Source organism: Aeromonas rivuli, from assembly GCF_020149575.1.
Lineage (GTDB): Bacteria > Pseudomonadota > Gammaproteobacteria > Enterobacterales > Aeromonadaceae > Aeromonas > Aeromonas rivuli.
In genome coordinates this window covers 2,091,199-2,105,410 of sequence record NZ_CP079742.1, presented here as the reverse complement: position 1 = coordinate 2,105,410, position 14,212 = coordinate 2,091,199, and the positions used below count along the sequence as shown (strand labels likewise).

The 14,212-nt window shown below is 59.9% G+C and carries 11 protein-coding genes; all 11 read right to left on the bottom strand.

The annotated features are described in order from the left end of the window. Window positions 1-120: 120 nt before the first annotated feature. The 11 genes from cobB to thrS all read right to left on the bottom strand — a co-directional run bounded on the left by cobB (window position 121) and on the right by thrS (window position 14,067). Window positions 121-894: a Sir2 family NAD+-dependent deacetylase gene (gene cobB, locus KYK33_RS09940; protein ID WP_224432860.1), complete on the bottom strand. Its 774-nt coding sequence runs from the start codon at window positions 892-894 to the stop codon at window positions 121-123. Between the two features lie 57 nt (window positions 895-951). After that, entirely contained in the window at window positions 952-1,617 is a 666-nt protein-coding gene (locus tag KYK33_RS09935) for a GNAT family N-acetyltransferase (RefSeq protein WP_224432859.1), read from the bottom strand. Beyond that, window positions 1,618-2,859: a response regulator gene (locus KYK33_RS09930; RefSeq protein WP_224432858.1), complete on the bottom strand. Its 1,242-nt coding sequence runs from the start codon at window positions 2,857-2,859 to the stop codon at window positions 1,618-1,620. Next, complete coding sequence (locus KYK33_RS09925; RefSeq protein WP_224432857.1) at window positions 2,843-6,868, bottom strand: ATP-binding protein; 4,026 nt, start codon at window positions 6,866-6,868, stop codon at window positions 2,843-2,845. Before KYK33_RS09925 ends, KYK33_RS09930 begins: the two co-directional genes overlap by 17 nt. 45 nt (window positions 6,869-6,913) lie before the next feature. Continuing rightward, window positions 6,914-7,213, bottom strand: coding sequence for an integration host factor subunit alpha (ihfA, locus tag KYK33_RS09920; protein ID WP_005908994.1), 300 nt, complete (start codon window positions 7,211-7,213; stop codon window positions 6,914-6,916). Window positions 7,214-7,216: 3 nt separating this feature from the next. Beyond that, a complete protein-coding gene (pheT, locus tag KYK33_RS09915) occupies window positions 7,217-9,616 on the bottom strand; it encodes a phenylalanine--tRNA ligase subunit beta (protein ID WP_224432856.1) in 2,400 nt (799 codons plus the stop codon). 12 nt (window positions 9,617-9,628) lie between these two features. Beyond that, window positions 9,629-10,612, bottom strand: a complete 984-nt coding sequence (gene pheS, locus KYK33_RS09910) for a phenylalanine--tRNA ligase subunit alpha (protein WP_224432855.1) — start codon at window positions 10,610-10,612, stop codon at window positions 9,629-9,631. 320 nt (window positions 10,613-10,932) lie between these two features. Further along, window positions 10,933-11,289 carry a 50S ribosomal protein L20 gene (rplT, locus tag KYK33_RS09905; protein ID WP_005300683.1) on the bottom strand — a complete coding sequence of 119 codons (357 nt, stop codon included), beginning with the start codon at window positions 11,287-11,289 and terminating at the stop codon, window positions 10,933-10,935. Window positions 11,290-11,303: 14 nt separating this feature from the next. After that, on the bottom strand, window positions 11,304-11,501 hold the full coding sequence (gene rpmI / locus KYK33_RS09900; RefSeq protein ID WP_005315535.1) for a 50S ribosomal protein L35: 198 nt from the start codon (window positions 11,499-11,501) through the stop codon (window positions 11,304-11,306). A gap of 85 nt (window positions 11,502-11,586) precedes the next feature. After that, complete coding sequence (infC, locus tag KYK33_RS09895; RefSeq protein ID WP_259236227.1) at window positions 11,587-12,117, bottom strand: translation initiation factor IF-3; 531 nt, start codon at window positions 12,115-12,117, stop codon at window positions 11,587-11,589. A gap of 21 nt (window positions 12,118-12,138) precedes the next feature. Beyond that, window positions 12,139-14,067 carry a threonine--tRNA ligase gene (thrS, locus tag KYK33_RS09890; protein ID WP_224432854.1) on the bottom strand — a complete coding sequence of 643 codons (1,929 nt, stop codon included), beginning with the start codon at window positions 14,065-14,067 and terminating at the stop codon, window positions 12,139-12,141. Window positions 14,068-14,212: the final 145 nt, after the last annotated feature.

Below are 14,212 nucleotides of genomic sequence, written 5' to 3'. Positions count from 1 at the left end.
TATTGTGACATCCATCAACACTGTCTCATTCGAGTGTGCTGACATATCATCGGGAGTGCAACTTTATTGGCTTTGCTGAATGAAAATAGTGAGATAAATCAGTGGCAGACGACTCCCGCGTCAGAGGCGATCCCTCATCTCCATCCAATCCTCCCCGGAGACGGGCTTGGGTTTGTGTACCCCGCAACGTTGCAGCAGCTCATCGACATAGGCTGGCACCAAGAGGGAAGCGGGGCCATAGCGTTTCTCATCGAATTGGCTCTCCAGTTCGCTCGGCTCCAGATTGAGTTCTATGGTGTGGGCACCATTGAGGCCTGCTTCATGGACAAAACCCGCCGCCGGATAGACGGCCCCCGAGGTGCCGATGGAGATGAAGAGATCGCATTGTGCCAGGGCGCCATAGATGCGATCCAGACCCAGAGGCATCTCGCCAAACCAGACCACATGGGGGCGCAGCGGCTGGGGAAACTGACAGCAGGAGCAGAGTTCCTCCTGATGCAAGTCACCACGCCACTCGATGACTTGTCCCGAGACGGGGCAACGCGCCCTGAGCAGCTCGCCATGCATATGGATAAGCCGCTGGCTACCCGCCCGCTCATGCAGATTGTCGATGTTCTGGGTGATCAGGGTGATCTGTTCGGGATAGAGACGTTCCAGCCGCGCCAGTGCGTAATGGGCCGGATTGGGATGGATCTGCTCTTGCTGCAACTGTTGGCGGCGGGCGTTGTAGAAGCCCTGCACCAGGACGGGATCCCGATGGTAGCCCTCAGGGGTGGCCACGTCTTCCACCTTGTGCTCCTCCCAGAGGCCATCACTGGCACGAAAGGTCTTGATACCCGACTCGGCCGAGATACCGGCCCCGGTCAGTATCACTATGTGTTTGGGCGCTTGCATGCACAACTCCTTGACGCAGCCGATGGAGAGACCTTAACACAGGCGCCCTGAGGGGGCCTATTCGCCCTTGGTCTTAGAACCGCGCGGTGGGGGGGCAGTCCATTGGCCAACACCCGGTAACCCCAGCCAGGGATCCAGCACACTGAGATCGAGCCGCACGAAGATGAGTTCACGCCCCGTCACCAAGGTGAGCGGCAGCCCCAGACTCTTGAGCAGCGCCAGCATGGGTCTGTTCTGGGCCAGCACCTCGGCGGTCCACTCGCGAATGCCCTCCCCCCGCGCCAATATGGCCAGGGCCAGCAACAGGCGACGACCCGCACCCTTGTGCTGAAAATGATCGGCGACGATACAGGCAAACTCGGCTCTATCCGGATGCAGGCGACGACGGATTGACTGAGCCTGAGCCAGGGGGGCGCCCCGGCTGTCGCTGAGCAACAAGGAGATCTGTCTATCCCTCGGATACTGGAGGAAGAAGGCCACCTGCTCGGCGGTGGGATGCTGCTTGGCGCGCATGAAGCGCAGGTAGACGCTGTACTGACTCAGCTCCTCGAACGCTTGCATGATGCGTGTCTCATCGGCGGGCCCCAACTCCGCAAGGTGGCACACCGTCCCCCCCAGGGTCATTGCCAGCGGCAGATCGGCACGGGTCAGCGCCGGCTGCCAACCGGCGAGTCCGCGCGCAAGCCGGGCCTCGTCCTGGGGCCAGCAGAGATAACGGATCACCTACCAGTATCCCGCCGCACCCCGGGTGCGCCAACTCTCCTCATCCAGCAACTTGACGCTGTCGTCCAGATAGATGTCGATGCCTATCTCACGAACCCGCGCCATGAAGCGGCCAAGCAGAGAGTCTGGCGCCGCCCGCTCCCACTCCTGCAAGAGAGGCTGGCCGAGCAGCAACTGCTGAAACGGCAAGCGCTCGAGCAGATCGAATGGCAAATGCTCGCCATTATCGAGCAACAGTGCCAGCTTGACCCCCGCCAGACTGGCTTGCAGCACCAGGGCGAAGGCGGCCTGATCCCCGAGCAGGGCATCCCGGCGCTGGATCACCAGGGTGAGCGCCTGAGGCGTGCGATCCAGGCTGTCAAGCCAGGCTTTGAGTGCTTGCCAGTCAGTTGCGCAGCCGGTGAAAGGCAACCAGTGCGCGCCCTGCAAGGGGGGGTTGGATTTGAGAGAGAGTGTGCCTATCCCTTGCCCCTGCCAGTTGCGCACGGTGCGGCGCAGCCCCTTGAGCCGCCGCAGCCGCTGGTTGCCAAGATAGAGCCCCTTGAGCTGGCGCAGCAGCTCTTCGCCCTGGAGCGGCTTGGCGAGGGCGGCCAGCACATTGAAACCGGCGTCATGGAGCAGACGACGACTGCCATCGATCAGGGTCTGCTCATGGGCGGAGAGCAAGATGATCGGCAAGCTCTGAAATTGACGGTTGGCAAGCAACAGACTGATGGCATCCTGCTCCGCCAGACTCAAGTCACAGAGCAAGAGCCGGGTCTTGCCCTCGGCCAGGAGCGCCAGGCAGCTGGCGCCATCTTGCACCCAGCGGCACGGCAGACCCAGCTGCTGGATCTGTTGCTGCAACTGGGCACCTTGGAATGGGTGGTCTTCGAGCAGCAGCAGCTCGAAATCTGCCAGCCAGGCGAGCCACTGCTGCTGACGCAGCGCGAGGGCCGCCTGCCAATCCTGGCTGAGACGGCAAACCCCCTCGTGATCCTGCGTCATGGCGGCAAAGTACTCCGTGCCAGCATGCTCGCCTGGGTCATACAAGGCGATGGCACCGGTGGCAAACAACCCCGTCCATTGCCAGCTGGCATCGGGTCGGGCACGCCACAGGGAGACATAGTCGGGTAACCCCGCAGCCTTGGCCGCCTCATAAGCGTTATTATCCAGGGCATACAGGGTCAGGGTATGAAAACCGGACTCCTGTTCTGTCGGGGATTCCAACAGAGCCATCAGCTCTTCATCTGTGATGATCATCAGTTTGTCTCTCGGTCAGCTGGTGCGCCGTCTCATCCAGGGCCTGGCGCAGCAACAGGATCAGGGGTAGCTCGGGCTCCCTGTGCCAGCGAGCCATCGCCTGCAGCAGAGGCTGGGCCGCGACCATTTTCGCAGCCCCCCTGATCTTGTGTAAATACGCATCTCTCTCAGTGGCTTGTTGGCCGGCAAGGGCCTCGGCCAACTTGTCGATGTCTGCGGTGGTGGTGGTCAGGTAGAGAGCGATCAACTCATCGCTCAGGAGTGGCATGGCCAACCGACCCTCAGGGATAGGGCTCTGCCTGTCCGGCGCAGACCCGGTCCGGGATCCCGGCTCATCCCCAGGGGACGGCAATGCCCGCGGGATCCGGTGCAGCAGCGCGGCCAGGGTCTCCAGACGCAGGGGTTTTTCGAGGCGACCAGTGCAACCGCAAGCTGCCAGACGCAGCGCCGCCTGCTCACTCACATCGGCGGTGACGATATAGATGGGCAATGCCTTGTGTTCGGCAGTAGCCCTGAGTTGCTGGCAGAGCTCGGCGCCATCCATCAACGGCATCTGCAGATCGGTCAACACCAGATCCACGGGGTGTTCCCGCACCATATCGAGGGCCTGCAGCCCATGGTTCGCACACCACACCTGGGCGCCGAGCTGACGGAGCTGCATGCTGATCAGCGCTCTGTTCATGTCGTGATCCTCGACCAGCAACACCCGCAGTCCCACCCCGGCCTGGGTCAGATTGACGCTCATGGCCTCGCTGACATCCTCTTGCAACAGGCTCACCAGGGTGCCGGGTATCCAACTCTTGCCCTGCCAGCGCCAGGTCAGCAAACCATGCTCATCGAGCTGCGTGCCAAGGCAGGGGATCCCCTCCTCCGGTGCGACCGGCGTCAACCCATAACGGGCCAACCAGGGATCCACCTCCTCGCGCTCACTATCCGGCAAACTGATGGCCAGCCGCGTGACGGTGCTCTCCCTGGCTGCCTCCGTCTCCGATACGAGCAGAGGCACTTTGCCGATGAAGCGGCTGCCGCCACCCAGACCCGGGGTCATGGCAATGGTGCCGCCCATCTGTTCGAGCAGTTGGCGACAAATGGCCAGGCCGAGTCCGGTACCCTGCGCCCTGAGTTGACCACTGACCTCCCCCTGTTCGAAGGGCTCGAACAGCCGCGCCAGCAACTCGGCCGCAATGCCGGGTCCCTGATCGTCAACCCCGAGCCTGAGCCAGGATTTACCCCCATCGAGTTGCAGATCGGCCCACAGGCAGACAGTGCCCCGGGTGCTGAACTTGATGGCATTGGAGAGCAGGTTATGCAGCAGCTGCTGCACCCTGTGGGGATCAATCTCGACCCGGTTGGGCAAGTCGGCGCTCAATTTCAGCCTCAACTGCAGGCCCTTGTTACGTGCCTTGGGCCAGTGCACCGCAATGACACGCTCGCACAACAGCGCCAGATCCGTCGGTTGTGGCGCCAGGCTCAACTTGCCGCTCTCATTGCGGCTGAAATCGAGCACATCATTGAGCAGGCCGAGCAGCTCATCCCCGGCCTGACGCACACTGGTCACGGCCCCCTGCTGCTGATCGGACAGAGGGGTGGTCGCGAGCCACTCCAGCCAGCCGAGAATGGCATTCATGGGGGTGCGTATCTCATGGCTGATGGCCGCAAGGAAACGACCCTTGGCCTGCATCGCCTGCTCCGCCCTGGCATGGGATCGTTGCAGGGCCTGCTCCTGAGCCACCCGCATGGTCACATCCAGCACCACGCCGTAGACCCGCCAGCCATCCTCATCCAGGCGCCGCCCCCGGCCATGGAACTGCAACCAGCGCAGCCCTTCGGCGGGATGTTGATATCGCAGGACATAGGAGAAGGGCTGACCCGCCTCCAGCATGGCGGGCATATCCACCTGCAGCTGATACCTGTCTCTGCCGTTCAGGGCGGCCAGGGCATCAAGGGGCTCACGGCGCAGTCGATTGTTCGATACCCCGAGCAGCTCGAAGCTGCCACGACTGACAAATTCCAGCTCGCCGAGGAGACCGTCGCGCAGCAGGAACTGCACCACCATGCCGGGCACCGTATTGGTCAGCGCCCGCAAGCGACGCTCCGCCTGGCGTGAGAATCGCTCCCGCTCGCGCAGTGAGCTGATATCGGAGAGCGCAATCAGCTCCCCGGCGGGCCCCTGGTGGCCGAGGCGCAGCGGTATCTGGGCGTAGGAGAAGACCCGCTCTCCCAGGGTCAACTCCCCCTCGGTGGCGCCCTGTTCGGGGGCTGGCAGGGTCAGCGGGCCTGGATGACGGGCCTCCAGCCGTTTGCCACGTTTATTGCGCTTGATGATGTCGCCGTTGCCATCCCGCAGGAACACGGGGACCGGCAGGGCTTGGAACAGGGACTCACGAAACCGGCTCTCGACGGCCAGAGCCTGTTCCGCCGCCAGACGCTGGGCCACCTCCTTGGAGAGCTGCTGGCGAGAGCGCCAGATCAGCATTATCACGGCGGCGCTGATCAACAGCGCCAGCAGCACCGAACCGAACAGCACCCAGTAGCTGACGCCACTCTGCTGGGTGAGGGTGAGCCTGTGCCAGCGCTGGGTCAGCTCCGCCATCTGCTCCCTATTGAGGGTCATCAACCCCTGATCCAGCACGCTGGCCAGCAACAGATGCTGGCGGTTGACCGCAAAGCTCAGGGCAAAGCTGTCATCGAGTTCCCGTACATTGAGTTCGGTCAACTGATTGCTGCGCAGGGGGTATTGCAGCTGGTAGAGCTCGCTCAGCAACCAGTCCGCATTGCCGCTGCGCAGTTCGCTCAGGCCCTGATCCACATCATCGACCCGCACCCAGGCGGCATTGCCATAGCCGGAGAGCATGTCCGGATCATAGAGGCTGGTCGGCACCAACACCCGCTCGCCGCTCAGCTCGCTCAGTCGCTTGATCTGCCTGGACTTGAGGGAAACCAGGGCGAAACGGTTCTCGGCGATGGTGCGGGTAAACTCGAACTCCTGACCAAGACGAGGGGATTCGAGCAAGCCGGCCATCATGTCGGCCTCCCCACGCCTGAGTTTGTCCAGCGCCTCTTCCCGGCTGGCAGCGGGCACTGTCTCAAAGCGCAAGCCGGTCTGCTGACCCACCCAGCGCAGCACATCGCCACTCCAGCCCCTGAGCTGGCCCTGATCATCGACGCCGCTATAGGGCATCAAGTCCGGGTTGATCACCAGCCGCACCCGGCTCCCCCGTCCTGCCAGCCAGGCCTGCTCCTCATCGGTAAAGTGCACCGGGTTGATGGTCTGCTTGCCATCGGCCAGATAGCGCTCCAGATCCTGATAGAGGGCGCCCGGGGTCAGATAGCGAATACCGGTGTCGACCAGGCGCTTCAGCTCGGGCTTATCCCCCATCTCCAGCCGGTAGCCAATGACCCAATCATCACTGCGCAGTCGCCTCAGCCGCAACCCTTCGGCCGGGTTTTGCCGCATCAGATGGCGCAGTTGCAGATAGTCGCCCAGATAGGCACTCCCCTCGCCGGCCTTGAGTGCCTCAAACCAGCGATCGGGATTGGCGAGGGTCAGCTGAGTGGCTCTGGGGTAGAGCCGGCTCAGACGTTTGCTCTGCTGCCAGACGGGGGATACCAGAAAGATGGCGTTATTGAGTTTGCCACGGTAGAGAATGGCGGACTCGGACTCGAGTATGGTGCGGCTATAGAGGTAACCCGCGCGGGGTGTCGGGGAAGGGCCTATGCTCGGCACCAGATCACAACGCCCGGATCGCAACCCGTCCCGAACCGCTTCCCAGCTGTCGAGTCGTATCTTGACCAGGGGGATCGGCAGTGTGTTGGCCAGCCTGTCGAGTTGATCCATCAAAAACCCCCCCTTCTTCTCCAGATAGGGGGAACGCACCAGGCTGGGATAGCAGAAGGTGAGCTGGTCAATGGACGAGGCATAGTGCTGGGTCGAGGGGGGCAACGGCAGCACCATGGCGTGAGCCGTGCCGGCCAGCAAGCTGGCCAACAGAAAAATCGCGCGGATCATGGCATAGCAAAAGCCAGGCAGACGCCTGGCTTTTCGTTAGTTAACTCAAGACTCATTGGGTTCGACCGTCTCAACCCTGGCCTTGAGTTTCTGGCCGGGGCGGAAGGTCACCACCCGACGGGCGCTGATGGGAATATCTTCGCCTGTCTTGGGGTTACGTCCTGGACGCTGGTTCTTCTCACGAAGATCAAAATTACCGAAGCCCGAGATTTTGACTTGTTCGCCGCGTTCCAGCGCCTGTCGGATCTCCTCAAAGAAGGCTTCCACCATATCTTTGGCTTCACGCTTGCTCATCCCGAGCTGGGTGAACAGGTGCTCTGCAATGTCGGCTTTGGTAAGCGCCATAGATCAATCCCTCAAGGAGGCATTCAACTCTTCACCGAGGGCCCGCACGACATTGTCTACGGTCTCGGCAATCTCTTTCTCCTCCAGGGTGCGCTGGGTGTCTTGCAATACAAGACTGATGGCCAGGCTCTTCTTGTCCTCTGCCATACCAGCACCCTGGTATACGTCAAACAAGTTTATTCCAACTAACTGATTTCCGCCAACTTTTTTAATTACTGCGAGCACATCACCGGCCAGAACCGCAGCGTCGACCACCACGGCGATGTCGCGACGGTTGGCCGGGAAGCGGGACACTTCGGCCGCAACCGGCACCTTGGCGGGGATCAGCTTGTTCAACTCCAGCTCGAACATGATGGCACGGGTCTTGAGACCCAGCTTCTTCTCGAGGCTCGGGTGGATCACGCCGATGTGGCCGATGACGGCGCCGTTGCGCAGTATGGCCGCGCTCTGACCCGGGTGCAGGGCACTGTGTTCGGTACGTGCGAAGCTGAAGCTGGCCCCTTCGGCGGTAAGATCCAGGACAGCTTCCAGGTCCCCTTTCAAATCAAAGAAGTCGCTGCCGCGGCTCTTGATGTCCCAGTGCTCATCGCTCTGGTTACCGGTGATGATGCCGGCCAGCATCGGCTCCTGACGGATGCCGTTTTCGGCACGCTCGTCCTGGATGAAGCGCAAGCCCTGCTCGAACAGACGCACACGGCCCTGCTGGCGGTTCTGGTTGTAGACCACCGCCTGCACCAGACCCGGGAACAGAGAGACGCGCATGGCGGACATCTCGACCGAGATTGGATTGGGCAGCACCAGGGCATCGCTCTGGGGGAACAGAGCCTGCTGAGCCTTGGGATCCACGAAGCTGTAGGTGATCGCTTCCTGGAAACCGCGGTCGACCAGCAGGTCACGGACCCGCTTGAGGGTCACCTGGCCTTCGGCCTGCTCCACCATCGCCAGGGAGGCGGCAGGTTTCAGGTTCGGGATCTTGTTGTAGCCGTAGATGCGAGCCACTTCCTCGATGAGGTCTTCCTCGATGGCGATGTCGAAACGCCAGGAGGGGGCCAGCGCGGTCCAACCGTCGGCGTCAACCGTCACCTGCATGCCGAGGCGGGTCAGGATCTCGAGCACCTGGGCGTCGGCCACGCTGATGCCGATCACCTTGTCGAGCTTGGCACGGCGCAGTTTGATGGGAGCAGCCTTGGGCAGGTGGGCATCGGATTTGACCTCGATGACCGGACCCGCTTCACCGCCGCACTCTCCGCCACAAATGTCCAGCAGCAGGCGGGTGGCTCTGTCCATCACCTTGGCTTGCAGCTCGGGATCGACCCCGCGCTCGAAGCGGTGGGAAGAGTCGGTGTGCAGGCCGTAGGCACGGGCACGACCAGTGATGGAGAGCGGCGCGAAGAAGGCGCACTCCAGCAGGATATCGGTGGTGGACTCGGACACACCGGTGCGATCACCGCCGAAGATACCGGCCATGCAGGCAGGGCCTTGTGTATCGGCAATCACCAGGGTGTTGTCTTTGAGCTTCACCTCGGTACCGTCCAGCAGGGTCATGGGCTCGTCAGCCTTGGCGCGGCGTACTACCAATTCCCCTTCCAGCTTGGCCAGGTCGAAGGCGTGCATCGGCTGACCATATTCCAGCAGCAGGAAGTTGGTGATGTCGACGATGGAGTCGATGGAGCGGATGCCGCCACGGCGCAGCTTCTCCTGCATCCAGAGCGGGCTCTGCGCTTGCAGGTTCAGCCCCTTGATGACGCGGCCCAGATAACGGGGGCAATCGGCGGTTGCTTCAACCCGGATCGGGAAGGTCGCGTCTATGGTGGCAGCAGCAGGGGTCCAGCTCGGCTCGACCACGTCCACGCTGTTGAGCACGCCGATCTCGCGAGCAAGCCCTGCAATCCCGAGGCAATCGGCCCGGTTCGGGGTCAAGTCCACGTCGATGGCGACGTCGTTCAGATTCAAGTAGTCGCGAATGTCGGTGCCGATGGGGGCATCGGCCGGCAGCTCGATGATGCCGTCGGCTTCGACGTCGATACCCAGCTCTCTGAAGGAGCAGAGCATGCCGTGAGACGGCTGACCGCGCAGCTTGGCTTTCTTGATGGTGAAATCACCCGGCAGGGTCGCCCCGACCTTGGCCACGCACACTTTCAGGCCGGTGCGGCAGTTCGGCGCGCCGCAGACGATGTCCAGCAGCTCGGCTTCGCCCACGTTGACCTTGGTCACCCGCAGCTTGTCGGCATCCGGATGCTGGCCACATTCGACCACTTCGCCCACCACCACATTGTTGAACTGGCCGGCGACTGCCTCGATGGCGTCCACTTCCAGGCCGGCCATGGTGATCTGCTCGGCCAGTGCGTTGTCACTCAACTCGGTGCGGACCCACTCCATCACCCAGGATTTACTGAATTTCATGTTCTCTCGCCCTTACTTGAACTGCTTGAGGAAGCGCAGATCGTTTTCGAAGAAGGCACGCAGGTCATTGACCCCGTAACGCAGCATGGTCAGGCGCTCAACGCCCATGCCGAAGGCAAAGCCGGAGTATTTTTCCGGATCGATGCCGACCGAACGCAGCACGTTCGGGTGCACCATGCCGCAGCCCAGCACTTCCAGCCACTTGCCGTTCTTGCCCATCACGTCCACTTCAGCGCTCGGCTCGGTGAACGGGAAGTAGGAGGGACGGAAACGAATGGTCAAGTCTTCCTCGAAGTAGTTGCGCAGGAAGTCGTGCAGTATCCCCTTCAGCTCGGTAAAGCTGGCATGCTCGTCAACCAGCAGACCTTCGACCTGATGGAACATCGGGGTGTGGGTCATGTCGTAGTCGTTACGATAGACGCGGCCCGGCGCAATAATGCGAATTGGCGGCTGTTGCTGCTGCATGGTGCGGATCTGCACACCGGAGGTGTGGGTACGCAGCATCAGATCGGGATTGAAGTAGAAGGTATCGTGATCGGTACGCGCCGGGTGATGAGCCGGAATGTTCAGCGCATCGAAGTTGTGGAAGCCATCTTCAATCTCGGGACCGCGCTCGACCTTGAAGCCCATCTCGCCAAACAGGCGCTCGATGCGTTCAATGGTGCGGGTCACCGGGTGCAAACCGCCGTTCTCGATGCGGCGGCCCGGCAGGCTGATGTCGATGGTCTCGGCGGCAAGCTTCTGGTTCAGCTCCTGGGCGGCAAGATCATCGCGGCGCGCATTCAGGGCATCTTGTACCTGCTGCTTGGCCTGGTTGATCACGGCGCCGGCGGCGGGACGCTCTTCGGCGGACAAGGCACCCAGGGTCTTCATCTGCTCGGTAAAAAAGCCTTTTTTACCCAGATATTTGACCCGGATCTCGTCGAGGGTCGCCACGTCATTGACGCCCTCAATTTCGGCCTTGGCCTGGCCGACTACTTCTTCAAGCTGTTGCATGTCTTCCTCGTCACCACTCCCGAAACAGGAGCCTGTAGGCTAAATAAGGTCAAGAGGGGGATAATACAAAAAAAGCCCCTTGGCTGACCATAGTTAAGGTAGCCTTTTCTCCCGAGAAATCATTTTGTTATCGGGTAAGAGGCTGACTTGCTCCCCTCCCCCCGTTAAATATGGGGCGACAACACTAGTTTGTTGGCATATGTGACATCATATTGCAGATATACGGAGGTAACAGTCGGGTCTGGTAACAGAATTCGATGAATTGCAGACAACAAAAAAGGAGGCCTGGGCCTCCTTTTATCTTTCATAACAGAACCGGATTAAACCAGCGCTGCTTTAGCCTTTTCAACCAGGGCGGTGAAAGCCAGCTTGTCGTGAACAGCGATATCGGACAGGATCTTGCGATCGATTTCGATAGACGCTTTCTTCAGACCGTTGATCAGACGGCTGTAGGACAGACCATTCTGACGGGCTGCAGCGTTGATACGTGCAATCCACAGCTGACGGAACTGACGCTTTTTCTGGCGACGGTCACGATAGGCATACTGACCAGCTTTGGTTACCGCTTGTACCGCTACGCGGTAGACACGGGAACGGGCGCCGTAGTAACCCTTGGCGGCTTTCATTACTTTCTTGTGACGAGCGCGAGCAGTCACACCACGTTTAACTCTTGGCATTTTTCACATCCCCCTTATGCGTACGGCAGACAAGCGACAACACGTTTGTGGTCGGCAGCAGAAACCATGAACTTCGGCCCCAGCTTACGCTTACGCTTACTGCTCTTCTTGGTCAGGATGTGACGCAGGTGGTTATGCTTGCACTTGAAGCGACCTGAGCCAGTCTTCTTGAAGCGCTTTGCAGCACCCCGGTTGGTTTTCATCTTCGGCATTTCATACTCCGCATTGTGAGTGACAACAAAATCGCAAGGCGAACCGACTCATGGGGTGAACCCATGAGTCAATTTCTTGTGGGCCTTAAGATTTCTTCTTAGGTGCGAGAACCATCACAGCTTGACGGCCTTCGACTTTCGGGAACGACTCGACTACGGCCAGCTCTTCCAGATCGTTCTTGACGCGCTCCAGTACCTTGATACCAAGATCCTGGTGAGCCATTTCACGACCGCGGAAGCGCAGGGTGACCTTCGCCTTGTCCCCGTCTTCTAAAAAGCGAACCAGGTTGCGTAGTTTTACCTGATAGTCGCCTTCGTCTGTACCAGGACGGAATTTGATTTCCTTGACCTGGACAACTTTCTGCTTTTTCTTCTGTTCTTTGGTGGTCTTGCTCTTCTCGTAGAGGAATTTGCCGTAATCCATGATTCGGCAAACGGGCGGTTCAGCATTAGGGCTGATCTCGACCAGATCTACTCCAGCCTCAAGGGCCAAGTTCAGTGCATCATGGATTTCGACGACGCCCAAGGGCTCACCATCAAGTCCAGTCAAACGAACTTCTTTCAGACGAATCTCGGTATTGATCCGGTGAGCGCGGGCTTGCGGTTGCTTGCCCAGTTTTTTTCCGCCTTTTATAGCTTATTCCTCCACTTTCTTTTGTCCGCGGGTCTGAACTTCCTGGGACAGTAGAGCGATTAGCTCTTCAACAGGATAAGTGCCCAGGTCAGCCCCTTTACGAGTCCGTACTGCAATCTGACCGGCTTCAACTTCTTTATCGCCACAGACCAGCATGAAAGGTACTCGTTTCAAAGTATGCTCGCGGATTTTAAAGCCAATCTTCTCATTTCTCAAGTCCGCTTTTGCACGAAGGCCCGCATCATTCAATGCTTTGGCCACTTTTACGGCATAATCGGCCTGATTATCCGTGATATTCATCACCACGGCCTGAGTCGGTGCCAACCAGGTAGGGAACAGTCCTGCGTACTCTTCGGTCAATATGCCGATGAAGCGCTCGATGGACCCCAAGATGGCGCGATGTATCATCACGGGGACGTGACGCTCGTTGTCCTCGCCCACATAAGTGGCGCCCAGCCGACCTGGCAGGGCGAAATCGAGCTGCACTGTACCACACTGCCACGCACGATCCAGGCAATCGTGCAGGGTGAATTCAATTTTAGGGCCGTAGAACGCCCCTTCACCCGGCTGCAGATCGTACTTCAGGCCGTTCAACACCAGGGCTTCGGCCAGGGCCGCTTCGGCGCGATCCCAGGCTTCATCTGAACCGATGCGCTGCTCCGGACGGGTGGAGAGCTTGACCACGATGTTTTCGAAGCCAAAGGTGCCGTAGACGTCATAGACCATACGGATACAGGCCGAAACCTCTTCCATGATCTGCTCTTCGGTACAGAAGATGTGAGCGTCATCCTGGGTAAAACCACGGACTCGCATCAGACCATGCAGGGAACCGGACGGCTCATTGCGGTGGCAGGAGCCAAACTCCGCCATGCGCAATGGCAGGTCGCGATAGGACTTGAGGCCCTGGTTGAAGATCTGCACGTGACCCGGGCAGTTCATCGGCTTGATGGCGTACTCACGGTTCTCGGACTGGGTGGTGAACATGCCTTGGGCATATTTATCCCAGTGACCGGAGCGCTCCCACAGCACGCGATCCATCATGGAGGGGCCTTTCACCTCCTGATAGTCATACTCACGCAGCTTGGTGCGCATGAAGGTTTCCAGCTCACGGAAGATGGTCCAGCCATCGTTGTGCCAGAACACCATGCCGGGAGCCTCTTCCTGCATGTGATACAGGTCGAGCTGCTTGCCTATCTTGCGGTGGTCACGCTTGGCGGCCTCTTCGAGGCGTTGCAGGTAGGCTTTGAGCTGCTTCTTGTCGGCCCAGGCGGTACCGTAGATACGCTGCAGCATCTTGTTGTTGGAGTCGCCACGCCAGTAAGCGCCGGACATCTTCTGCAACTTGAAATGGTGGCAATGACGCATGTTGGGCACGTGAGGGCCACGGCACATGTCGACATACTCTTCGTGATGATAGAGACCGGGCTTATCATCACGGGCGATATTCTGATCCAGGATCTCGACTTTATAGCTCTCGCCACGGGCCGCGAACACATCGCGCGCCTCCTGCCAGGAAACCCGCTTCTTGACGACGTCATAATCCTTGTCTGCCAGCTCGAGCATACGGGCTTCCAGTGCAGCCATGTCCTCTTCGGTCAGGGTGTGATCGAGATCGACGTCATAGTAGAAGCCGTTGTCGATGACAGGACCTATGGCCATCTTGGTCTGCGGCCAGAGTTGCTTGATGGCATGACCGAGCAAGTGCGCGCAGGAGTGACGCAGGATCTCGAGACCCTCTTCGTCTTTGGCGGTGATGATGGAGAGCTGGGCGTCGGCTTCGATCAGCTCGCAGGCATCCACCAGTTCACCGTTCACCCGACCGGCAATGCACGCCTTGGCGAGACCGGGACCTATGTCCGCGGCGACGTCCATGACGGAAACGGCCTGGGCAAATTGACGTTGACTGCCGTCAGGCAGAGTAATGATTGGCATGATTGCTTCCTTGACAGTGGTGACCCCTACCAAAGGCCACGTGTGAATTGAAAATATCCTTTAATATCAAGCAACTCACCTTGATGTTTCACCGTTCACAATACGGCTGCTACACGCGGTGATACGCACCTTACTCCGTGCGAGG